The sequence below is a fragment of the Coleofasciculus sp. C1-SOL-03 genome (assembly GCF_040220555.1).
GTDB lineage: Bacteria > Cyanobacteriota > Cyanobacteriia > Cyanobacteriales > Coleofasciculaceae > Coleofasciculus.
Map to the genome: position 1 here is coordinate 40,243 of NZ_JAVJUO010000195.1, position 22,518 is coordinate 62,760.

The following is a 22,518-nucleotide window of genomic DNA, read 5'->3' on the forward strand; positions in this document are numbered from 1 at the left end:
TCACCAAGGAGGGTGATAACAACCTCACCTAAAAATTCTGGCGGTTGGCGATCGCCCTCTCCATCCGTTCCAACACCTGCGCTACAGGAATCGCCCCTAAGTCTTGGGATTGCTTCCCAGCTTCGCGAATTCGGACACTGAGACTATCAGACTCAACCTCCTTCGCCCCGACAACCGCCATCACCGGGATTTTTTCCTTCTCGCCATTGCGAATCATCTTCGGTAAGCGATCGCCACTGGTATCGACTTCCACGCGAACTCCCACCAGGCGCATCTTCTGCGCCACATCCTTGGCAAAGGATAACTGTTCATCACTCACGGGTAACAGTCGCACTTGCAGGGGGGCTAACCAGAAAGGGAAGTCTCCGGCGTACTCCTCAATCAAAATCCCAATTAGCCGTTCCAATGAACCAAAAGGCGCACGGTGAATCATCACCGGGCGCTGGCGTGTCCCATCTTCTGCCACATACTCTAAGTTAAATCGCTCTGGCAGGTTATAGTCCACCTGTACGGTTCCCAATTGCCACTCGCGATCCAAGGCGTCATGGAACATGAAATCCAGCTTCGGACCATAAAACGCGGCTTCGCCAATCCCTTCAAAATGCCCCATTCCCAGGGTTTCCACTGCCCGACGAATGGCGTTTTCTGACTTATTCCACGCCTCATCTGAACCAATATATTTGTCTTGGCTGGGGTCACGGAAACTTAAACGGGCTTTAAAATTTTCCAGCCCTAGGGTGCCAAACACGGATAGAGTTAAATCAACCACCCGCAAGAACTCATCATCCAGTTGTTCCGGGGTGACAAACAGATGAGCATCATCTTGGGTAAAGCCGCGAACTCGGGTTAATCCTCCCAGTTCTCCGGATTGTTCATACCGATACACAGTGCCAAACTCCGCTAGGCGCATGGGCAAATCGCGGTAAGAACGCAGTTCATGCTTATAGATTTGCACATGAAACGGGCAGTTCATGGCTTTGAGGACAAAGCCTTCGGCTTCTGACTCTCCCATCATCGGGAACAAGTCTTCTTTATATTTCTGCCAATGTCCTGAGGTTTTAAACAAATCCACGCGACCAATATGCGGGGTGACGACAGGCTGATAGCCGCGCTTAATTTGCTCCTGCTTGAGGAAATCTTCTAAGGTACTCCGCAGGATTGTGCCTTTGGGCGTCCACAAGGGCAAACCGGGTCCTACGGGGTCAGATAAGATAAATAATCCCAGGTCTTTGCCTAGCTTGCGATGATCTCGTTTCAGGGCTTCTTGTTTGCGCCGCTTATATTCTGCCAGTTGTTCCGGTGTCTCCCAGGCGGTGCCGTAAATGCGCTGAAGTTGCGCCTTATTAGCATCGCCGCGCCAGTAAGCACCCGCGACACTTTCTAAGTCAATCGCTTTGGGATGAATGTCGCCTGTGGTTTCGACATGAGGACCGGCGCACAAGTCCCACCAATCTTCTCCGAGATGGTAAATCGTGATTGGGTCTTCTAAATCCTGGAGGATTTCGAGTTTGTAGGGTTCTCCGAGTTCTTTGATCCGGCGTTCGGCTTCTTCACGACTGACTTCTTCCCGAATCAGGGGGAGTTTACGCTTGAGGATTTTTACCATCTCTTTTTTGATGGCTTTTAAGTCTTGCTCGGTAAAGGGTTCGGGCTTGGCGAAGTCGTAATAAAAGCCATTCTCAATCCACGGACCAATCGTCACCTGTGTCCCCGGAAATAACTTCTGTACCGCCATCGCCATGACGTGGGAGGCGGTATGGCGAATTTTTTTCAGGCTCTCGGATTCACTGGTCCGAGGCAAATGGATTTTTTCGGGTTTTTGGGGGGCTTCGACGTTGGACATGGGTGACTGTGCTATTAAATTACGGTTCATGGTTCATGGTTTATGGTTCATGGTTCATCGCTCTGAACAATTAACGATTTCCAATTAACCAAATAACCTAGGTTTCCCTGGTTCCCTGTCTTCATTCCATGATACTCACGTTCTCTAATCAATGCAGGTTGCCTAGTCGGTTGCGTATTGTAAAGAATTGTAACTAGCGTTAAGATAAATTTACAGATGAATTAGTGTTGAAGAGTAATGCCTCAGTCTCAGCCTCACGAGCAAGATCTGCTCAAGTCAATACTGCAACCCCTCTTAGAGGATTTTCGATATTGGTTTTCGCGATCGCATTCGTTACTCGAATCCGAGGAGATCAGTTTTTTAAGCCGACAGCAGCAGACGGATTTACTGGATCGAGTTAAAATCGCCCAACGGGAAGTGAATGCAGCCGTAACGCTATTTCAAGCCACCGATGGTCAAGTGGGGATTGAACCCGCTACATTAGTGCCATGGCATCGGTTAGTCAACGAATGTTGGCAAGTCGGGATGCGCTGGCGCTCATTGAAATCAGGAGAATCCCAGTCGGACATTTCCCAAAATGCCAATATTGAGCCGAAAGAGTGATCAAATTTCTGCCGAGGTTTGATAAGCTAAACGGATTACCGATAAAAACGTACTTTCAAAGACCCACCTAAGATAATCGATTAACAGATCAACGGTTTAGTCTGGAGGATGATGCCATGTTACACCTACTTTATGTAATTGCCTTTACCGTTATTGCATTTCTGGCGATCGGGAATTTGATTCGCAGTTTGCTGAGTTTAAGTATAGATGCTCAACGGCATTACGCACCTGCGGGAAAGGCTTCATTTGCCACGTCTAGTTCTAGCAACACTCGTGTACCCCATCCCGAACTGTTAGATGATACCGGGAATCCGACAAGTGAACCACTGCTGGTGATGAAATCAATGACAGTTGATGACGCCCGTACCCAGCTTGATGCTCTATATGATGCTTCCCCTAGCAATAGCATTGACAAGTCAGAAGACGTTTAGTGCGGATGCAGATAAGGTAAAGGCTATTTTAAGTAGGTAGACGAAAAAAAGCATTACAGCAATTTTATAGGCGGGTTGGAGCAACAGTTAGCTGTCCTGATGATTCAGCCTTCAAAACCCGCCAAGCTACTTTATGTTTATTTGGTCTATCTACTTAACGTCGTTATTTTGATGATTCGCCAATATCGGTAACCCCGATGACTCCCATCAGTCCGGAAATGTTGATCAGCACTGATCAGCGTCGTTCTCCAGTGAAGATGCCTTTGAAGATATCCTGAATATCTTCCTGTTTATAATCCTTAAATTCCCCAGCATCAAACCAGATACCATAACAGATTGGGCATTTTTCATACCAAATATGGGACTGTTTTAGGTCAACCATTTTGGTCATTTTTGCTTTGCATTTCGGGCAGTTAATATCTTCAATGGCATTAAATTTACTGCCGATTTTGGGATCACCCGTATCAATTGCTTCCGAACCCTCGATTGTCTTGAGAGTTTGGGCTTCTTGAGAATCAAACCAAATGCCATGACAATCAGCGCATCGGTCTACTTCAACATCAGCATAAACTACAGGTTCTAGGCTTCCTTGACACTTAGGACATTTCATTGATGTCATTTTTCTACCATTCCATTCGGGATTTTTTTAAGATGGCTGTAGTTTAGCAATTTTGTGGGCAACCTATAGAGTTTTATTTTTAAAAGTTAACGAAAATAATTTGTAGGGGCGGGTTTAGGGACTCAATTTAAATATCCACCGATAACCTCTCAACAAAACCCGCCCTCCCCACCAATATAGCGGTACTAAGACAGGTTAGGACATTCTTTACTGTTCCCTGTTCCCTGTTCCCTGTTCCCTGTTCCCTGTTACCTGTTCCCTGTTACCTGTTCCCTGTTACCTGTTCCCTGTTCCCTGTTCCCTGTTCCCTGTTCCCTGTTCCCTGTTCCCTGTTCCCTGTTCCCTGTTGCCTGTTCCCTGTTCCCTGTTCCCTGTTCCCTGTTACCTGTTCCCTGTTGCCTGTTCCCTAATCTCCACCGCTAACTTTAATTGTGTCCACCTAGTTACTTATGCTTCCGTTCACTGTTACCTGATTAAGACTACCCAGCCATTTAGTTCTTGGCACGCGATAGGGTTTAAATATCAAGGGTTCCCAACCACCAAACTTAACCAAGTGAGCCAGAAAATGTAACGTCCCGGCTAGAATATCAGTCCGTTGCGGTTGTACAATATTACTTAATTTTAATTGGTTCGGAGATTGCCAAAAGTCCTTCATTGATGCCACAATATCCGGAGCATTGGATAAGCGCACGAATAAAAAGACAACTTGAGCCATTTTTGCTTCAACAGCCGCTGGGTTTTTGAGTTGATTACCTTGGAACGTTCCGCCAAAACGCTGCTGAATAAATCTTTTCACCTGATGGGAATAGGCTGTCGAATTATAGTCAGCAATTCCTTGAGAAACCGATTGATAGCGACCCGAATTAATCAAATATCCGATAACACAAGCTGCCACATCAGCGGTATAGTCAGAATCTCTAGCAAAGCGAGTTAAGGCTTCAGATAAGCTTTTGACAGCGAGGGTTTCATATTGCGTTCGATAAACAATAATTGCTGAACCAATATCACCCGCCCATGCTGTATGATCCGCTGTCCATTGGGTTAAATCTGACCATTGAACACCGGGTTGATTAATTTGGTCAGACAGGGAGGCGAGAAAGTGACCAAAGTCTGTCATTTCACCACTTAACAAGACATCCCCATTTAGTTTTCCTTGATCTTCCCCTTGAATATAGTCTTGATGATAACCTGTTGCGGTACTCCATAATCGGCTTGTATAGTTTTTCCGGGTATAGCCGCGCAGGATATTGGCAATTTCATACGCTGATTTATCGGGGTTGTCCTGTTCAACGTTTCGGATAAATTCTAAGGCAGTTTCCAGTTCAGACATAAATTCGTCATTCGTCATTTGTCATTTGTCCTTTGTTAATTAGGACATCGCTGCCCCGCTGGATGTCATTAAATCTTATATTCAAAACGGCTTGTTGTAATCGTGGGGACAACCAATCATTATACTGCGGATAAACGGGTAAGCGGGAGAGGAGATGCCATCCGGCTGGTTCGAGGATATTTCGTAGTCGCTGAATTTGAGGATGGGGATAATTGGGATTTACCTCGTCTTTGGGTCCAATTCCGCCCAAATCTCTCGCCCCTGCGGCTAAACAAGCGAGTAACCATTGGTTATCTGACACTAAATTAGGCGGAATTTGCAGGGTAATATCAGCGGGTAAAATTTGACGGGCTTTGGCTATGACTTGGGGTAATTGCTGCGGATCAAATGCGGGGGCTTGCCAATGTTGTTGATCACCGGGACTATGAGGTTGTAAGATCACTTCTTGAATATGACCATACTGATCATGTAGCTGGGCGATCGCATCCAAGGTTTCCCACCAATCATCACTTATCTCACCAATACCCAACAATAGCCCTGTGGTAAAGGGAATCTGTAATTCCCCCGCCCAAACAAGCTGTTGTAGCCGTACCTGTGGTATCTTACTGGGAGCATGACGGTGAACGGTTTGCTGGAGTTGGGGTGTTATCTGTTCCAGCATTAACCCCATCGACACATTCACCGACTTTAGCGATCGCATCTCCTCAAACTGCAACAGTCCAGCATTAGTATGGGGTAGAAATCCCATCGATAGGGCGAGTTCACATAAATCATAAATCCGCTGGAACCAAGCTTGACGACGGTGCGAGTAGGGATGTACCTCACCACTGAGAATAAGGATTTCACAAATTCCTTGGGATTGAAGCTGCTTTAAGAGATGATCCGCCTCAGTTAGCGTCAACCATGAACTTTGACCCGGATCAGCACGAAAATTACAGTAGCTACAACGGTTAAAGCATTCGTAGGTTGGAACCAGCGTGTAAGCGGGACTATAGGTAATAATTCGAGAAGCGCTAATTTCCATTCTCTCCCAACTCTCTACCTGACATCACTATAAGCTGCACTTGATCGCAGGAACGTACCCTATCGTTTTAGCCAGGGAGTAGCGACTAGCTATTGACTTATATAATATGTATATCATATATTACATTTATGTTATGAAAAATAATATTTCACGCAGAATTTTACGAATGGTTCTTGAAACAAAACGATGAGATACAGGAATCCATTGCTATGGTGCTTGATATTCTTGAAGAGCAGGGAGCAAGTCTTGGTAGACCCTACGTTGATACCATTAAAGGTTCATCGCTTCCAAACATGAAAGAGCTACGTGTTCAACACGCTGGTGAACCGTACAGGATTCTTTTTGCTTTTGACCCGAAAAGGCAAGCAGTTCTTTTGCTTGGTGGCAATAAATCTGGAGATAAACGCTGGTATGAGAAAAACATTCCAATCGCAGAGCGGCGATTTAGAGAATACTTAGAAGAAACCCAAGGAGGTGAACTAATATGACAACTTATAAAACGTACAAAGAAGTAAGAAATAACTTTTCTCCCGAAGCTAAAGCACGTATTACTGATGGAGCAAACAAAATCAGAGAAGAACTAAAAATTCTCCGTACTCTTCGAGAAATCGCAGGCATTTCACAAGAAGAATTAGCCAAGCGACTTGATGTAAAACAGCCCTACATTTCCCAACTGGAAGGACGAGAAAATATTACACTCAATACGCTCGTAGGAGTGGTTGCTGCTTTGGGCGGTTCTGTGGATATTACTATCCATTTTCCGGAGAAAGAACCCCTATGCTTTTCTCATATTGAAACCCTCTTATCTCGGTAAGGATCAGAGTCAGAAATATAAATGTAAGTAGGCTCTGGTGTTGGAAGTCTTACGGTGGGGAGAGGGAATAGGAAATAGGCAATGGGCAATGGTTTAATTCTAAGACAGTTTCAAGTTCAGACATAAATTCGTTATTCAATTGGAAGCTGGGCGATCGCATCCAAGGTTTCCCACCAATCCTCACTTATCTCATCAATCCCCAACAATAGCCCAGTTGTAAACGGAATCTGCAACTCCCCCGCCCAAACAAGCTGTTGTAGCCGTACTTGTGGGATCTTACTGGGTCTAGCTGTATCGCATTGAGTCTGAAAACGCTGTAATTTATAATTCAGCCAAATCTCAAAATGTTCTGGTAAACTAGCTTACAGATGTTTGCAAAAGCTGGTAGACATTGGCTGGTGACGAAATTACCTAGAGTTTTTGAGCAAATAGGCTTGGACGCAGTCAATAATCAGGCAACTGAGGCGGTATTATGTATGAACCCTTACAAAAGAAAAATTCATCCTGGATTCCTCCAACGGCACAGAAAAAGGGTAAGAGTCCTTCTAAATTCGGGCATTTTTCGAGTCAACCCAAGCCAAACCAAAAATATTCCCAGCCACAGGCGATAGGGGAGTATTCCAGAGAATCGGCAGATAGACTAGCAGCGAATGTAATGCGAAGTCTGGAAGCCAAAGGTCAGCAAGAGGCAGAACAGCCAACGGTGCCACCTGAGTCCGAATCCAGAAGGATTTTCGTTGCTGATATCGTCACACAGAGAATTCCCCCCCTGACGCCACACACATTGAATCCGCAGGCAAGAATAGCATCTGGAGTCTCGCCAGAAAACTCGATTCAACCGCAATGTGCTGATTGTACTTCCCAACAGCAAGAGCAATCAACCGCAGATGGGAAAGAGGTTGACCGGATATTCTTAGAGGCAGGAGCTATTCACCAACGGCAGCCATTGCACCAACAAAAACAAAAGCAACCAGCTCAGATCAAAGCCAGACAGCCACATGAGAAAGGGACTAGCTGGAGCCAATCTAACCAGAATGAAACCCTTCATGTCCTAAATCCCGCGCTCCGCCCTCCAGGAGGAGATCCCTGCTTTGACCTGTTGGAAGCCATGGTAGAAATAGCTCAAGAAATGGACTTTCGCTTTCAGGATATGCGACGAGACCGACATGGGCTTTACGAAGCTAAAGAGCAGGGTCCCCAGGCTGTCGATGAGCTGAGACGCCGAGGGTATGGCTCATGGGAGGGACACAAACAGCGATACACCGATACTCTACAACCGCAATTGAATGATCTCTATGATCAATGGAGAAAGGATAACCGTTGTAATAATGATGACATAGACTATTACGAGGCTCATGGCGACTGGGATCTAATTACGGAGTATCTCAGGAAAAAAGCACCCCAAAAACCAGACAGACACAGATTTAGTATCCCGGAATGGGCTCGACAGGCGGGAGTCTTTTTACGGGATGGTATCCTCTGGATTCCCAAAGTCATCGGATTAGTTCTCATTGGTATCTTGGTAGCCCTTGCCCGGTCTTTTGGCATACCAACCCAAGTCTACTAGAGCCAAACCTCTTTTCCCACAGGAAGAGAGATTTATCACCGTTTTCGTCAACTTGTCTGTTCCTAGTCTAAAAAAGCGCTATGGAAATTACCTATCCTTGGGGAGATACAGATAGCAGCGATTGGTTAAAGGTACTCTCTCTACCGATTCTGGAATGGGCGCAACCCTTTATTCCTCTATTAGACTTACCACCAACATTTCTAGAAGCCCAAAAACAATGGCAGTTTCTTCACACCCAAGGGGTGAAAGAATACGAAACTCGTTTGTGGGCAGGAGACTGGCCCGTGGGAGTTGAAGGGGGTCCTGGAGAGTTAGTGCGGCAAGTCGTAATCAAGTTCCTCGGTCAACTAGCCGAGCAGAAAGGGGAACCAGTCGCTATTGCCTTGGCACGATGGGCACTCTTTCACTTCTTCTGCCCAGAAGCTAGAACGGCTCTGTCTTGGTGGGGAAGAGTCCTACGTGATGCCTATCTGCGGGAAGATTCCCGTCGCGGTCGCCGCAAGGTGCCACCGCCGGAGGTGTTAGTTCCACTCCTGTCAGAGCTTTACCCCCTAATTGATCTAGACCGTCGCCAGGACATCTATGCCCAAATTAAGGCGGTCGCACCACCCGCTCCACCCGAGCAACAAGAGCAAATTCCTGATACAAAAATGGAGCATTGCTTTGAAGCGTATTCTTTGCGTATTGCTGTCAATCAAGCGTTGAGTTGCCAAGCCTTACAACTGATTGCCCGGAAACTGAACCCTAAAGCGCGGCAAGAGGTCGTCGATTGGGCACAGCTGCAGTTGAAAACCATGAGTCCTCGTCATGGAGGAGCTGCTCAGGCTCAACAGCTTTGTGGAACTAAGTATTTGCGCCCTGACCCTCCTTGGCAATGGCAGGATATTCCTTCAATTTTTGATATCCCGGCAACACCAAAATTTCTTGAGTCATGACTTAAATTTCAGCCATATCTTCGGAACGCTCCAACCAGATAGCTCTCAATCCCGCTGCTTTAGCCCCCTGATAATCTTCCCGCAAACTATCACCAACGTGCCACGCTTGTGAAGGTTCACATTCATATTTCTGTAAAGCGCAAGTAAAAATTTTGGGATCAGGTTTAGCCACCCCCGCTTCTGTGGAAATCGTGATTGAACTGAAAAACTCATCTAAATTCAGTGCTTTTAGCACTAAGTAAAGACGAGAATCAAAATTCGACAAAACACCCAATTGAATACCAACTCGCCGCCACGCCTCCAGCGCTGGGATAACATCTGGATAAATAAACCAGGGTTCGGCGGTGGCAAAGTGGGTATAAAGGTGGTCAAAAAAATCGGTAAAGTCAGCAAACTGTTCCAGAACACCAACTTTTTGGAACGTGCGCAGGGCAATTACACGCCACCATTCAAATTCACACTCATGAATCTCTTCAGAGTCTGTGTCAGGAAAAACCAAGGGATCAGCCGCAGCAAAGGCTTGGAAAAAGGCATCGTTAACCAGTTTCGGTGGTACATTCACATTAAACTGGCGAGCGATCGCACTGTAAACCTGACCTACACTTCCGCGCACCCCAAATAATGTACCGACGGCATCGAGTAAAATGACTTTTGGATTTGTCATTTGTCCTTTGTCATTCGCCATTTGTCATTGGTCATTGGTCATTTGTTTTATAGTTATCGTACCTGGTCAGGGCGGGTTTGAGGGAACGTTATCGTCAACCGTGAAACGAAAATCCATAAACCCGCCCCTACATACCCTCGTTTTTGAGCAGATTTAATAACGGTTGTGCCATCCAATTTAAACCAACTTTAAGCTGATGGTCTAGGGTGGGCATACGATAAAGATAGGCAAGACGCCGCGCTAGGTGGGCGAAGACTCCATCAAGTTTTAATCCTAACCCGGTTAGTGTGGCGTTGTCTGTCCCTAATGTCATCATTTCGCCTAAATGCTGGTAGCGGAAGGGGAGTAAGGGACGCCCAGTTAGAGATGCCCAAATATTCCAAGCGGCGTAATCAGCTTGCTGGAAGGCGGATTGAGCCGTATTGGGGACTTGTTGACCGGTGATGTCTCGACAATCGGCTAGATCCCCTAGGGCATAAAGTTCTGGATGGTCAACCACTTGTAGGGTTGGGGTGATCATGAGTTGACCCCGGTGGTTTTGTTTAAAGGGGAGCGATCGCACGACGGGGGCGACTGTGGTACCAACTGCCCATACCACTATATCTACTGGAATGGTATCCACCTGTCCTTTGTACAGCAGAGAAATGGTATCAGCGCTGATCGCATCTACTGAGGTGTCTAGGTCGATCCATACCTTTCGTTCATTTAACGCCTGTTGTGAGGCTTCACGGTTAAATTCGGGAGAGGTTTTCAGAATCATCTCACCTTGTTCAATTAACCGGATGCGTCCGCGTTCTCCTAACCGTTCAGCGAGTTTGCAGGCGAGTTCCACGCCACTATACCCACCACCGACAACCGCGACACGAATTTTTTCCTTGTCAGATTCTTCGAGAATGCGTAACCGTTCTTCTAACCGATAAGCATCTGCGATCGCTCGAAAGGGAATTGCATGTTCAGCCACACCAGGGACGATCTCCATCGGTGTAATTCCGCCTAGGGATAAAACCAGGCGATCGTAAGCAAATTCTACGCCATCCTGTAATTGTACCCGCTGTTGCTCACTATCAATACCCATCACCGTCGCTTGGGTGAAGCGCACTCCTGTATTTGCCAGGAGTTCTTCAAACGGTGGGGCAATTTCCCAGGTTTGCAGTTCACCTGTCAGGAGTTCGTACAGCAGGGGCATAAATACGAAGCGATCGCTTTGATCAACGAGTATAATTTCTGGCTGCTGTGATTTTTCCCAAGGGAGTTGGCTTAAGCGCAGGGCAGTATACAGCCCCCCAAAGCCTCCACCGAGAATACATAATCGGGTTGTTTGGTCACTCATTGTTGAATGGGCGGATTATCCGTGGTAGGGGAACTTCCTTCCAGGATAGCAAGAGGCAGTGTAGAGACGTAGCATGCTACGTCTCTACAATCCTTTATATATCGCCGCGAATTTCTTCGACTACGCCATCTCGTAGGAGAATTTCGACCTGCATTTTGCGAACCAAGTTATCTCCGGCTTCAACGCGGAAGAAGCTTTCGATCTGACCTTGATTGACTTCTTGGTCAAGTTCGAGCATCTGTACCTGTTGCAGTTGCTGGAGTTGCTGGTTTTTTTGCTCAAGCAGCTCACTTTTCTTTTGATTGACCTGCAATTGAATACTTTCGATTTGCTGCTTGACTTGAGGACCCGGAGGATTCACACTTTGCTTTTGAATTTCCGCGATCGCCCGTTGCCCTTGCATGTCTAACTGTTGAAGTTGAGAGTCCAGTTGGTTAATTTGTGCCTGGAGTTGTTGTTGTACCTCCTCTTTCCAGCGGGGTGTGACAATGGCTTTAATATTAACCGGTCGCTTCAAGAGTAGGTTGGATTGAGATTCTTTGGATTGAGAGTCTTCTGTAGGCATATAGGTATTTCTCAGTAGGTCTGACACTTAAAAAGGTAAGGGTTAATCCGGCTAACAGGATAACCTAAAGTTTGGGGGCATAATCATGTTAAGAGCAACAGGCAACTTGCCAGCAGACTCTTTCACCCTATTTCCCCGCAATCAGGCGAACATCCCGTTAATGATATCGCGATATCGTTGAGTAACAACGGGTCGCCGGATTTTCAGTGTTTGAGTCATCATGCCATTTTCGATAGAAAAGGGTTCTGAAATCAGCGCAAATTGACCAATGCGATCATCAGGGCGATAACCGGGTCGATTTTTGACTTCCCGGTTCAATTCTTGCCGGAATAGGTTCTGCACCTCTTTACTTTTCAGGTCGATACCCGTCCGGAACGACTCGCTGTCCTTCTGCGTATCGGAGTTGGGCAAGTTTAGGGTAATATTTTCAGCGGCTGCCCACTGTTGCAGGGCATCCAGATTCGGCACAATTAACGCACCGAGCGATCGCTGATCTTGACCCACTAGCATAATTTGGTCAATATAAGGACTTCGCAGACAGGCATCTTCAATCGGTTGCGGCTCGATATTTTCGCCGTTGGTCAATACGATGGTATCTTTTGCCCGTCCTGTCAAGACTAAATCATGGTTGGGCGTCACCCATCCCAAATCGCCGGTATCAAACCATCCCTCGGAATCAATGGCTTTTGCCGTTGCCTCTGGATTTTTATAATACCCTTGCATCACTTGGGAACCTTTCACCAAAACCAACCCCTGTTCACCTGTGGGTAAGGGTTTCCGGGTTTCGGGATCAACGATGCGAATCTGGGTTCCGGGCATGGGGAGTCCGGAGGAACGGCGCAGGTTACGTTCCATCCGGCGAACGTTCGTCACAGGAGAGGTTTCAGTAAGTCCATACCCCACCAGAATCTCAATCCCGGCAATTTCAAAGAAGTTTTCTAAATGCATTGCCAAGGAACCCCCACCACTGATAATGGTTTTGATTTGACCCCCGGTTGCCTCCCGCACGGTTTGATAAATGAGTTTGTCGGCTAATTTGTGGGCGGGTAACAGGAGTAAGGCTTGGATGCTGGCACTGAGGCGTTCCAGGGGGCTTGGGTTAAGCTGGTTCAAGTCTAACCTTTGGGCGATTCGCCGCGCTGCAATATAGCGTTGACTGATATCCAGTAAGCTGAACACTAATTTTTGCTTATTCGGTGGTTGCTCCCGAAACTGCTTTTGCACCCCGTCATAAATCGATTCCCACAGCCGAGGAACGCCGATCATGTAGATGGGTTTAAAGGCTTTGAGATCGGCTTTGACATGGCGAATTGTGGTGTAAATTTGGGTACACCCTTGAGACAAGAGGAAGTATTCAACGGTGCGTTCGTAGACATGCCACGTCGGTAAAATACTCAAGATGCGATCGCCCGGTTGGGGTTGGAGGACGATACCAAAGGTCGTCACTTGATGTAACAGGTTACCATGGGTTAACATCACCCCCTTGGGTTTCCCAGTGGTGCCGGAGGTGTACATTAAGGTGGCGAGGGTTTGACGGGTCGCCTGAACCGGTTGTAGAGTTGCGTTTGACCCCAGAGTCATCACCTCAGAGAAATTAAGCACCTTGAGCTTGTCTTCAGCAGGTGGGTCTTCATCGGAGAGTAAGATCACAAACTGAATCGGCAACTCGTCAAGATGAGGTTTGAGTTTGGTCAGTGTCTTGGTATCTTCGACAACTAAAGCAATGCTGCCACTGTGTTCTAATATATACCGCAGTTCTTCGGGATCAGCTTGGGCGCTGCGAACCACATTTGCCGCCCCAGCCGTCATGATCCCCTGATCCGCAATCAGCCAACGGGGGCTGTTATCGGCAATCAAGGCGATACGGGGCGGAAGTTCCGAGGACTCTTGTTCCTGCTTGATCACCGGATTATCGAACAAGGTTTGTAATCCCGCCGCCAATTGGTGAATCTGGCGTACCAACTGAGTGTACGTGAAGATCACCTCGGGTTGGACATGGGGATCTCTGAGGGCAATAATCTGTCCAAATCGCTGCGCCGCGATCGACCAAATTTCCGGTAGAGACTGGATAGAGGAATAGTCAACCAAGGACTTAAGCCGGTGACGTTCCTGGGGACTCATCGACAACGATATAGAATTAGTCGGCTTTGTGTTTAACATCTATTACAATCCCTTGTTTTTTTTACCATACTCTTTTGAAGTGAGGCAGAATAGGGGTTTCAGGTGGACAGAATGTCTTCTGTCTGTCATTATTGTGTCTTCCTATACCTCATCTCTCCGTCTCCTGAACAATTGTCACCAACGATGGCGGCAACGCTGAGGTTGAAGTAGGGGAGGAATTTCCTTCCTAAAAACCGGGGGTATCAAAGGAAGAGTCAGGATCATCTATTGTTCAAAGGGGGAAGACTATGAAACTTTTGGTTGTTGAGGATAATCCTACCTTAGCCCAAACCATTGTGGCAGGATTAACTCAACAAAATTATGTGGTTGATCTAGCCCAGGACGGTGAGACGGGGTTAGACAATGCTTTAGCCTATAACTACGATCTAATTTTGCTTGATATTAATTTACCTCATTTGGATAGTATTAGTCTTTGTCGCCGTTTAAGACAAGCGGGAAATACCAGTCCAATTGTTTTACTGAGTGCATCAGGGGCAACGCAAGATATGGTGGCGGGGTTAGATGCAGGCGCTGATGATTATATTATTAAGCCTTGTCCCGTTGAAGGGTTAGCGGCTCGAGTTCGGGCATTACTCAGACGTAACCGAGATGCCAGTACCCCAACCTTGCAATGGGGAAATTTGGAAATCGATCCGAGTACCTGTGAGGTAACCTGTCAGGGACAACCCTTGCGTCTATCTCCTAAAGAATATGGTCTTTTGTATTTGTTGATGTCATCTCCCACCCGGATATTTAGTCAAGATTACATTATCGAAAAACTTTGGGCGTTCGGAGATCCACCCAACCGGGAAACGGTTAAGGCACATGTTAAAGGATTACGACGCAAGCTCAAGAAAGCGGGTGTAGGTGACATTATTGAAACTGTGTATGGGTTCGGTTATCGTTTGAAGGAGCTGTGTGAACTGCAAACGGCGTCGTCTAAGCTTAACCCTATTCTGGAACGGTTTGTGGCAATGCGCCAGATGGAGTATTTGATCCTTAATCCCGATTTAACCATTCGCGAGATTTCTGATCAGGCTCACAAGTTTTGTGATTTTCCCGAAAAATTAACCCTTGGTAAATCGGTCTGCATTAGTTTTCCAGAGTTAATTGGTTTAGATGATATATTATTGGATGTTTGGGCAGGAAAAACAGAAGATTTTAGGTTGGAAGGTGTGGCGCGTTCCCATAATCCGCAGCGACCGGAGTATATTGATATCTATAGTATGAATGTTGATAATCAGTTATTTCTGCTGTTTGAAGATGTTTCCCATCAAATGAGCTGGAAACAGACGGTTACTCAACAAGAAAATGAAACCTATCTTTTATTGGGGTTTTAATCGGGTCTTTCGGACTTATTGTGCTAAACTATCAGTTTTGATGAATCGGGAAGCTTGCCACACAAGGACTGTAGCTTTTAATTGCTTCAAAACAAATTGAAATTTTGGTAAAAATAGTTAAAGCTATTGCTGTAAAATATTCTGGCAAATAAAACTAACAATTTAGCACACTAATTACGAAAAATTCGACTTATTCAGCAGACCCTATTTACACAGTGCCAAAAACGGCTGTCCGACTACTTACGCCTAGAGCGGGAAGGCGCGATCGCAATCGCTGCTCCGGCTTGTACTTAATTCAGTGATATTCCACTTTAGAGTGATGAAAGACGTGGCAGCTTCTCTTTATCCTTTAGGTGAAGCTAAAAGCAAAAACCAATGAATAAGAACATGAGAACCAGTATAATTTCAGGACTTACTCTAACATTAGCACTTGGTTGTAGCTCTTCCCCACTGTCTGCCCATGAATCTTTCTCCCAGCAAGCTAACACCCTCGACACGAATAGGGAAACAATTGCATCAGAAGTAAGCCACACCAAGCAGACATCTCCTCCAGACTTCAATGATTATCCAGCAACCGAATCTTTCTCTGGTGCTCCTGCACCCGTTGACTTAAGCAGTGACCCAGATGCTAGAAGATTCCGCACTGTTTTACGAGAGGGCGCACAAACCGGACCCAATTTTGCCGGAAAATATACGGTGGTGACTTGGGGATGTGGCACAAGCTGTCAATCCGTTGCCATTGTCGATGCTGAAACTGGCTCAGTTTATATGCCAGGTATTGTGGCTGAAGCGGGTGTGAAGCATAAGTTGGATAGTCGGCTACTCGTGGTTAATCCGCCAGAAAATACTCCGGGAAATAGACCCGATTGGATGGAAACCAGTTATTACGTCTGGGATGGTACAGAGTTAACGGAAGTTTCGACATCATCGTCATCATCGTCACGCAAAGAGGAGGTTGATGATTGGACAGATACCTTCTTTTATGCGGTTCGTCCAGACATGAAAGGGAGGAGTATTGATCCTTATAGAGAACTTTATGTTCGAGAATGGAATGCCCTGCGCGGGGTCGTAAAGAATTGGGTGGGGTGGATTGAAAGTAACTGTGGTCCTGCAAGTTCTGACCAGGATCAAGCTAGCGTGAACAATGTAAGTGTTCGTGATAAATTAGCTGATGCGGTTTTCTATGCTCGTCATCCTGAGTTAAATGGGCGTGAAATCCGCAGTGGAGAAACAGCTTTAGCGAATGAATGGAAATCAATTCATGATCGTATTTCTGGGGTTCTATTTTCAGGTTTTTGCTAAATAAGGCTTTGAGATAGGTGCTTTTGGACAGGGTGGAGAAAATACAGCTTATGGGTAATTTCTAGGATGAGTTTTATTCTAGAATTTGCGTCGCTGTCGCGTACATCGAAGACTGGTTATCCCTGCGAGGCGACAGACGGAGGACTTCATTATATGGAACCCTGCGAGGAATAACGTCAATCAATGAATTCAGGCTCTACCGAGCATAGGGGGGAGAACCAGCGAAATCGTTACTGAAAAGGAGGAAAAAACCAGACCTAATGATTAGGCAAAACTTCAGTTCAAAAAAATCAAAATTAATATTTAGCTGTCTATCTGTGGGAATTCTTAGCAGCGTAATTCCCTTAAGTTGGACTTTGCCCGCCAATGCCCAAAATCTTATTCAAGATTATCAGAATCGATATGTAGCTAATTTGAGTAAAGACACAACTAGAGCGGATAATAACGTTGAGTTTAACTGTCAAAACATCCTAGCATCAGCTTCAAACTCCTCGACGGATGAATATGGACAAGCCGAACCAGAAGCGGCTTACTACAAGCTAGAACAGTATTCTCCTCAAGAACTGCCAACCCTGAATCAAGGTAGTACAGGACAAAGAGTAAGACAATTGCAACTCTTTCTGGAAGATCAAGGCTACTATGATACCACCAGAGAAGACCTGGCAATTGATGGCATTTATGGCAAAGGAACCGCCAGTTCGGTAGAACAGTTCCAACGCATTCATGATTTGACTAATGACAGTATCGTAGGTTCCCAAACCTGGCAGGCTATCATCAATCGAATCGAGGAAATTTTATCAGTTCCACCGTCTCAACGGCATACTCTGAGTAGCTATTTACCAGAAGTTTGCCGACGGGTTCAATTTCTAGCTGAAATCTATAGTGATAATCGTAGCCAAGCTGAAGTCGAGGCAATTCGGCAATACCGCCAAACGTGGCAGAGTCAGTATAATGAGCGAGCAAAATTTTTGGGTCATTGGTATGGACCTTTTGGTGTTGCCATTACTCTAATTCCGACTTCTAATCCTAATCGTGTCTGTGTGCAATATCAAGACGAGTATGGTGCAGGGGTAGAATCAGCAGAATTCAAAAACAATAAACTACTCTGGAAGGATCATGTTATGCTACTCATGCAGGACAGATTAGTATTAGTTTGGTACGGACAAGGTAAGATTGATGCGAAAGTGGATGTTCAAGACTTTCCTTCAGCTAAGATTCCGGCGACAGTCCGCGATGAGTCATTCCAAGAGCAATACGAACAGTTCGGATGTCAAGGATGGAATTAACAATGTAGTCATTGGTACTCCCATTCTCAAATTTACTTTAATCTAGTCCAAAGGAGTTAACTATTGACATTTAATTACAAGGCTTAACCGAGCCGTTCGGCGAATGTAGATCTAAAAAAATTGCCTACACCACTAAGGAGTGCATACGACAATACAATGTTACCTAAAAAAATTTCCGCTTCTTTCTTTGCCATCATCCTTATTTGCTTCTTGCTTCCCTTCGTAACTGTTTCTTGCTAAGTTAGCAATTATCCCCGCGATCGCCGGAGCTTTTGGCGCTTTAATGCTCTTACTTCTCAAGTCCGCCGTACAAGGACAAGTTGCCCAACAGGGAACTCAACTAATGGGTTTTGACCTTGATTTTGGAATTGGTTTTTGGGGAGCATTTATCTTTTTCATCTCTGGAACTTTTCTAAATGGTTGGGTCTTTTTCTCTGAAGTGAAAAAGTAAATACCTCATTACTGTCTACACGGGCAATATTCATGAATTCAGCCAAACTTTATTGGTACATTATTACAGCGCTTTTCAAGAAGTAGACACATCGATTAGGACTTTCGGCACCATTGTAGAGACGTTGCATGCAACGTCTCTACTCTAGATCCCCTTACTCTGATTTGCAATCTGCTATAAAAAATTGGTCTTGTGGGAGAGAACAAGACCAACTTAAAACAGAAAAACTCCGTTTGAGATTAACGGAATACTTATTTATTAATTTCTGATTGATTAAGAGGGGATATCTTCCAGAGCTAAATCGAAAGTAATCTCATGAACCCCAGGAATGTCTTTAATCTGGTCAATGTATTTACGCGCCGTTGCTTGGTCTTTAACCGTTCCGGTGAGTCGAACCGCACCACTCGCAACGCCAGCGACTAGGTTCTCAGAGATATCGGACTCAATTTTATCCTGAATCTGGGAATCACTCAGTTCCTTTCCACCTCGGCTTGATGCAACATATTCAATCCCTTGATACTGATTCCCTGCTGCAGAGGTTGTCACTTTTTCATTGTTGGGTTGTTGACTGCCTTGAGAGGAATCAACAGCAGCTTGAGGGGGAGCAGCAAAGGCAGGAAAAGCACTATTAAATGTAAAGATGGCAACACCCAGCAGCATCATAACTGAGCGAAACAGGCGATTTGGCTTCACGAGAACAAGACTCGCGATCGCCAAGGTAGCGATGATCATTAATACGTTGATCATATCCATAACTATCAATTTCTCCGTACACTACAGCTAACATTACCGACTGCTGCGAAAATAGGCTTCATTCTACGGTCATAAACTACTAATCTATCCAAAGATAGATACAGAATTAAGGAAACAGGGATATGGGGAAATCCCTGAAGACGCGCCCTGACGTAGAGACGTTGCATGCAACGTCTCTACATCTTCAAGCAACGCCTAAAGCGCCTGCACCTGCGGAAGCCAACGCCGAAACCAGCGCCGTACCAAACAGCCACCAAGCCGCCGCCGCCGCCGCTTTGCGAGTTTCCTCGGCTTGACGTTGGGCTTGATACTTGACTTGTTCTAAACGCAGTTGGGCTTGTTGTTGAATCCGTTCTGCCCGTTGTAGCACACGAGTGCGAACCTGCTCAATCTGAGCAATCATCTGATTAGCATCGGCTTCGGAGATATCGTCACGGGAACTGAGAATCGCGACTAGAGTATCCCGATCAAACTGAGACAAGCGATCGCGCAGTGCATCAAACCCCGCTTCTGGGTCATCAAACAACGTCCGCACATCTTGCTTGATGCCATCATAATTCAGTTCAGGACGCTCTAAGCTATTCAGGTAGTCGCGAATGCGCTCAAAAATACCGTCAATAATCGACTGGATGCGATATTGTACCGTCCGGATTTGGGCGATCGCTTGGTCGCGCACCTTGAGGATTTGATCGACAATCTGGTTAACATCCTCTTCTGATATATCCTCCCGTTGGGATAACAGCGCCACCAGCGTCGAGCGATCAAAGTGGGACAGGCGTTCTTGCAGACTCGACATCCCCGCACCGGGTTCATTCAGCAGTAATTGCATATCCCGCTTAATTCCTGCGGGATTCAGTTCCTCTTTACCCGTCGAACGCAGATAATCCTCAAAAGCGGCTTGGAAATCTTGGGCGGTTTCCTGAGTGCGTAGCGCCCAGCGTCGGGGGGCTTTGGCGATACGGCGCAGGGTGGAAAAGACTTGATCAATGATCTGGTTAACCTCTTGTTCACTCAGATCATCCCGTTGGGCGAGTAACTGTACCAGAGTATCGCGATCCATTGCTGCTAATCGACGTCTGATTAAGCGAGTTCCAAGCTGTGGATCATCCAGCAGTTTGGTTAAATCACGCTGAATCCCGTCTGGATTGAGTTCTGGCTTCCCGGTGTTCCGCAGATAGTCAGCGATCGCGGACATGGTTTTGTCGTATTGCTCTTTGGTTGTATCCGCCATTTTTTGGGGAATACTGCGAACACGAGTCCAAGTCCGTTCAACCTGATCGATAATTTGGTTAATTTGGCTTTCACTCAGATCCTGACGCTGATTTAACAGTTGTACCAACGTATCCCGGTCAAAGCGTTCGGCGCGTTTCCGCAGCAGCAGCCATCCTGCTTGGGGTTCATCTAAGAGTAATTTGAGTTCCTGTTCAATGGCTTGAGGATTCAGTTGAGCTTGACCCGTGTTACTCAATATAGACTGAACCTTCATCCACTGGGCTTCAACTTTTGCCTTCAGCGCCTCTTGAGTTTCTCTGGCGGTATCCAAAACGCGATCGCGGGCTTTCTCCAGTTCTACGATGACGGCTTCCCGTTCTACCGGGGTTAAATCTTGACGTTGTTCGACCAATCGCTCAAATAAAGGACGATCAAACTGAGCCAGACGATTGCTCAGGTGTTCATAATCTGCATCTGGATCATGGAGAATCTCCCTAATATTCAGTTGAATTTTCTCAGGCGTGAGTGCTTCTTTCGGCGTGGATAGGAGATATTGCTCCATCTCGGCTAATAGTGCGATCGCCTCGGCGCGTTCTCTAGCCGCAATTGCCACAGATAAGGCTTCTAAGCGAATGATATCCAGCCAAGTCGAAATTTCTCTGATCCGTTCTTCGGTAAAAACACCCCGTTGGGCTAACAAATCAGCAAAATCTGACCGATTGAGCTGCTCTAATTCCTGCACCACGGTGGCGGGGTCAGCTTCTGGATCATAGAGTACATCTCGGAATTCCCGCTCCAGCGTTGGTCGATGCATCTGCCAAGAATATTTATTGAGCAGATAATTTTCTACATCGGCTCGCACCGTACTGTATGCTTCATCCTGAGTCCCACCCCGGATCTGAGCAGAAACTTGACCAACCTGTTCAGTGACTTGGCTTCTGGCGCTTTTAAGCTGACCAACAATTTTCTCCATATCTAAGTCTGATATATCCACACGTCCCATCACCATGCCCATCAGACTATGCATACCTGTGGATGCAGCTTGAGCCAGAGGTCCTGGATGTTGGGCTTTGCGGCGCTTGCGGAGTTCTGCCACTAAATCATCGAGCTTCTCGGTAAACTCATCACTAACAAGCTGATCTGGCGTAGCGGACTGAAGGTATTCCCTAAATTCTGCGATCGCATCTCTAGAAGAAGGGAGCCGATTCACCGTTTTCTTCCAGACGGCTTCAAGTTGGTCAACAATCCGATTCACATCCCGTGGCGATAAATCGCTGCGGTTACTGACTAAATCAATAAAAGTCTGCCGATTAATATCACGTAGGCTGTCACTACCAGCAATTTCTTGTAAATTTGGGTCATTGATTAAGTCTTCTAATTCCCCCCGAATCTTTTGCAGATTCAGTTCTGGAGGTCGTATCGCCTGAATATAATCTTCTAAGTTCTCGCGAATCGTCTCCGGGTCAATTGCAGACCCCAGTTCTCGACGAACTGCTGCGGCTGTTGCTTCTGCGGTTTGCACCACCTCTTTTTTTACCGCACTCCCGCCAATAGCGGCTGTAGCCGTGCCTACAAGAGCTTGAAACCCTGAGGTAGCGGTATTAACCACTGATCCGATCAACGAACCAACGGTTGTCGAACTGACCCAAACCAGTAACGAAAAATACGTTGCCCAAATCACCAACCCGACGATCGCACCCAATCCGGGATTCTCCAGCAAGCTTAATTCTACGGCAAATAGACAAGCAAAAAATAGCGCCACGGTAACGCTAATTAACGTGGCTAATCCCAATGCTGTACCAACCTTGCGAATTTTCCCTTGTACGCTTTCTGAGGATTTGTGATCAGACGATGATGAGTCTCCGCCTCCAGCAAAGGAAATTCCCAACGCCACACCCAGATTCGTTAACAGCATCTGGAACGCAAACGCTAAAACCACACCAGCGATTAATGTGGTAAAAAATTGGGGTCCGTCAAAGATCAGCGCCGCATCTTCAACGGTATCGAGTTCTGGCTCTATCGGTATCTGTGCTATCCAATCTGCCCAACCCGTGAGTCCTAATGCTAGTCCCACACTCTCAACCATAATGTTCTTCCTTTACATAAACGATGACCAGAATAGGATTCCCTCTTCCAGGACAAATCCTCCTGTCTTTCTGCCAGAATCGTGGTCTCAAGGCAGAAAATCATCTCCCCAAGGGGTGAAACTCTTGGGCAAATTGCCAATTTATGCCCACCGATAGAGTAATTTGCAAGTTGATTCAGGTGGGAACTATTAAAGTTAACGGT

19 protein-coding genes and 1 pseudogene are annotated in these 22,518 nt (G+C 46.2%); 9 read left to right on the forward strand and 11 right to left on the reverse strand.

Translation table 11 applies throughout. The features are described from left to right. Positions 1–28: 28 nt before the first annotated feature. A complete protein-coding gene (gene thrS, locus RIE73_RS30115; RefSeq protein WP_446404729.1) occupies positions 29–1,858 on the reverse strand; it encodes a threonine--tRNA ligase in 1,830 nt (609 codons plus the stop codon). A gap of 222 nt (positions 1,859–2,080) precedes the next feature. On the opposite strand from thrS, the gene RIE73_RS30120 reads away from it, so the two are divergent. Together RIE73_RS30120 and RIE73_RS30125 are read left to right on the forward strand one after the other, a co-directional pair. Beyond that, a complete protein-coding gene (locus RIE73_RS30120) occupies positions 2,081–2,446 on the forward strand; it encodes a DUF2605 domain-containing protein (RefSeq protein ID WP_446404672.1) in 366 nt (121 codons plus the stop codon). 116 nt (positions 2,447–2,562) lie between these two features. Next, on the forward strand, positions 2,563–2,877 hold the full coding sequence (locus tag RIE73_RS30125; protein WP_446404673.1) for a DUF2973 domain-containing protein: 315 nt from the start codon (positions 2,563–2,565) through the stop codon (positions 2,875–2,877). A gap of 235 nt (positions 2,878–3,112) precedes the next feature. Here RIE73_RS30125 and RIE73_RS30130 read toward each other — a convergent pair whose 3' ends face one another. From RIE73_RS30130 to cofG, 3 genes are all read right to left on the reverse strand, one after another. Then, entirely contained in the window at positions 3,113–3,487 is a 375-nt protein-coding gene (locus RIE73_RS30130; protein ID WP_446404674.1) for a TFIIB-type zinc ribbon-containing protein, read from the reverse strand. A gap of 448 nt (positions 3,488–3,935) precedes the next feature. Then, complete coding sequence (locus RIE73_RS30135; RefSeq protein ID WP_446404675.1) at positions 3,936–4,844, reverse strand: hypothetical protein; 909 nt, start codon at positions 4,842–4,844, stop codon at positions 3,936–3,938. Next, positions 4,834–5,850 (reverse strand): 7,8-didemethyl-8-hydroxy-5-deazariboflavin synthase subunit CofG, encoded by a 1,017-nt coding sequence (cofG, locus tag RIE73_RS30140; RefSeq protein WP_446404676.1) that lies wholly within the window; start codon positions 5,848–5,850, stop codon positions 4,834–4,836. The genes RIE73_RS30135 and cofG overlap by 11 nt, the downstream gene beginning before the upstream one ends. A gap of 173 nt (positions 5,851–6,023) precedes the next feature. On the opposite strand from cofG, the gene RIE73_RS30145 reads away from it, so the two are divergent. Continuing rightward, the gene (locus RIE73_RS30145) at positions 6,024–6,338 is read left to right on the forward strand and encodes a type II toxin-antitoxin system RelE/ParE family toxin (protein ID WP_446404677.1); all 315 of its coding nucleotides are present in this window, start codon (positions 6,024–6,026) and stop codon (positions 6,336–6,338) included. Further along, positions 6,335–6,664 (forward strand): helix-turn-helix domain-containing protein, encoded by a 330-nt coding sequence (locus RIE73_RS30150; RefSeq protein WP_446404678.1) that lies wholly within the window; start codon positions 6,335–6,337, stop codon positions 6,662–6,664. The genes RIE73_RS30145 and RIE73_RS30150 overlap by 4 nt, the downstream gene beginning before the upstream one ends. Before the next feature lie 143 nt (positions 6,665–6,807). Here the strand turns inward: RIE73_RS30150 and RIE73_RS30155 are convergent. Further along, positions 6,808–6,948 (reverse strand): annotated as a pseudogene (locus RIE73_RS30155) (7,8-didemethyl-8-hydroxy-5-deazariboflavin synthase subunit CofG); the annotation flags it as partial. A gap of 188 nt (positions 6,949–7,136) precedes the next feature. On the opposite strand from RIE73_RS30155, the gene RIE73_RS30160 reads away from it, so the two are divergent. Together RIE73_RS30160 and RIE73_RS30165 are read left to right on the forward strand one after the other, a co-directional pair. Next, positions 7,137–8,231, forward strand: coding sequence for a hypothetical protein (locus RIE73_RS30160; RefSeq protein WP_446404679.1), 1,095 nt, complete (start codon positions 7,137–7,139; stop codon positions 8,229–8,231). A gap of 80 nt (positions 8,232–8,311) precedes the next feature. Next, a complete protein-coding gene (locus RIE73_RS30165) occupies positions 8,312–9,166 on the forward strand; it encodes a hypothetical protein (protein ID WP_446404680.1) in 855 nt (284 codons plus the stop codon). A gap of 1 nt (position 9,167) precedes the next feature. Here RIE73_RS30165 and RIE73_RS30170 read toward each other — a convergent pair whose 3' ends face one another. The 4 genes from RIE73_RS30170 to RIE73_RS30185 form a co-directional block, all read right to left on the reverse strand. Next, the gene (locus RIE73_RS30170) at positions 9,168–9,851 is read right to left on the reverse strand and encodes an HAD-IA family hydrolase (protein WP_446404681.1); all 684 of its coding nucleotides are present in this window, start codon (positions 9,849–9,851) and stop codon (positions 9,168–9,170) included. Between the two features lie 106 nt (positions 9,852–9,957). Further along, entirely contained in the window at positions 9,958–11,160 is a 1,203-nt protein-coding gene (locus RIE73_RS30175) for an NAD(P)/FAD-dependent oxidoreductase (RefSeq protein WP_446404682.1), read from the reverse strand. A gap of 94 nt (positions 11,161–11,254) precedes the next feature. Continuing rightward, positions 11,255–11,725 (reverse strand): YlqD family protein, encoded by a 471-nt coding sequence (locus RIE73_RS30180; RefSeq protein ID WP_446404683.1) that lies wholly within the window; start codon positions 11,723–11,725, stop codon positions 11,255–11,257. Positions 11,726–11,866: 141 nt separating this feature from the next. Next, entirely contained in the window at positions 11,867–13,885 is a 2,019-nt protein-coding gene (locus RIE73_RS30185; RefSeq protein WP_446404684.1) for an AMP-dependent synthetase/ligase, read from the reverse strand. 248 nt (positions 13,886–14,133) lie between these two features. Here RIE73_RS30185 and RIE73_RS30190 point away from each other — a divergent pair, with 248 nt between their 5' ends. The 3 genes from RIE73_RS30190 to RIE73_RS30200 all read left to right on the forward strand — a co-directional run bounded on the left by RIE73_RS30190 (position 14,134) and on the right by RIE73_RS30200 (position 17,813). Beyond that, complete coding sequence (locus RIE73_RS30190) at positions 14,134–15,225, forward strand: response regulator transcription factor (protein ID WP_446404685.1); 1,092 nt, start codon at positions 14,134–14,136, stop codon at positions 15,223–15,225. Positions 15,226–15,612: 387 nt separating this feature from the next. After that, entirely contained in the window at positions 15,613–16,527 is a 915-nt protein-coding gene (locus tag RIE73_RS30195) for a hypothetical protein (RefSeq protein ID WP_446404686.1), read from the forward strand. Between the two features lie 317 nt (positions 16,528–16,844). Beyond that, positions 16,845–17,813: a peptidoglycan-binding domain-containing protein gene (locus RIE73_RS30200; protein WP_446404687.1), complete on the forward strand. Its 969-nt coding sequence runs from the start codon at positions 16,845–16,847 to the stop codon at positions 17,811–17,813. Positions 17,814–18,537: 724 nt separating this feature from the next. Here the strand turns inward: RIE73_RS30200 and RIE73_RS30205 are convergent. Together RIE73_RS30205 and RIE73_RS30210 are read right to left on the reverse strand one after the other, a co-directional pair. Then, entirely contained in the window at positions 18,538–19,017 is a 480-nt protein-coding gene (locus tag RIE73_RS30205; protein WP_446404688.1) for a hypothetical protein, read from the reverse strand. 184 nt (positions 19,018–19,201) lie between these two features. Beyond that, a complete protein-coding gene (locus RIE73_RS30210) occupies positions 19,202–22,315 on the reverse strand; it encodes an MFS transporter (RefSeq protein WP_446404689.1) in 3,114 nt (1,037 codons plus the stop codon). Between the last annotated feature and the right edge of the window lie 203 nt (positions 22,316–22,518).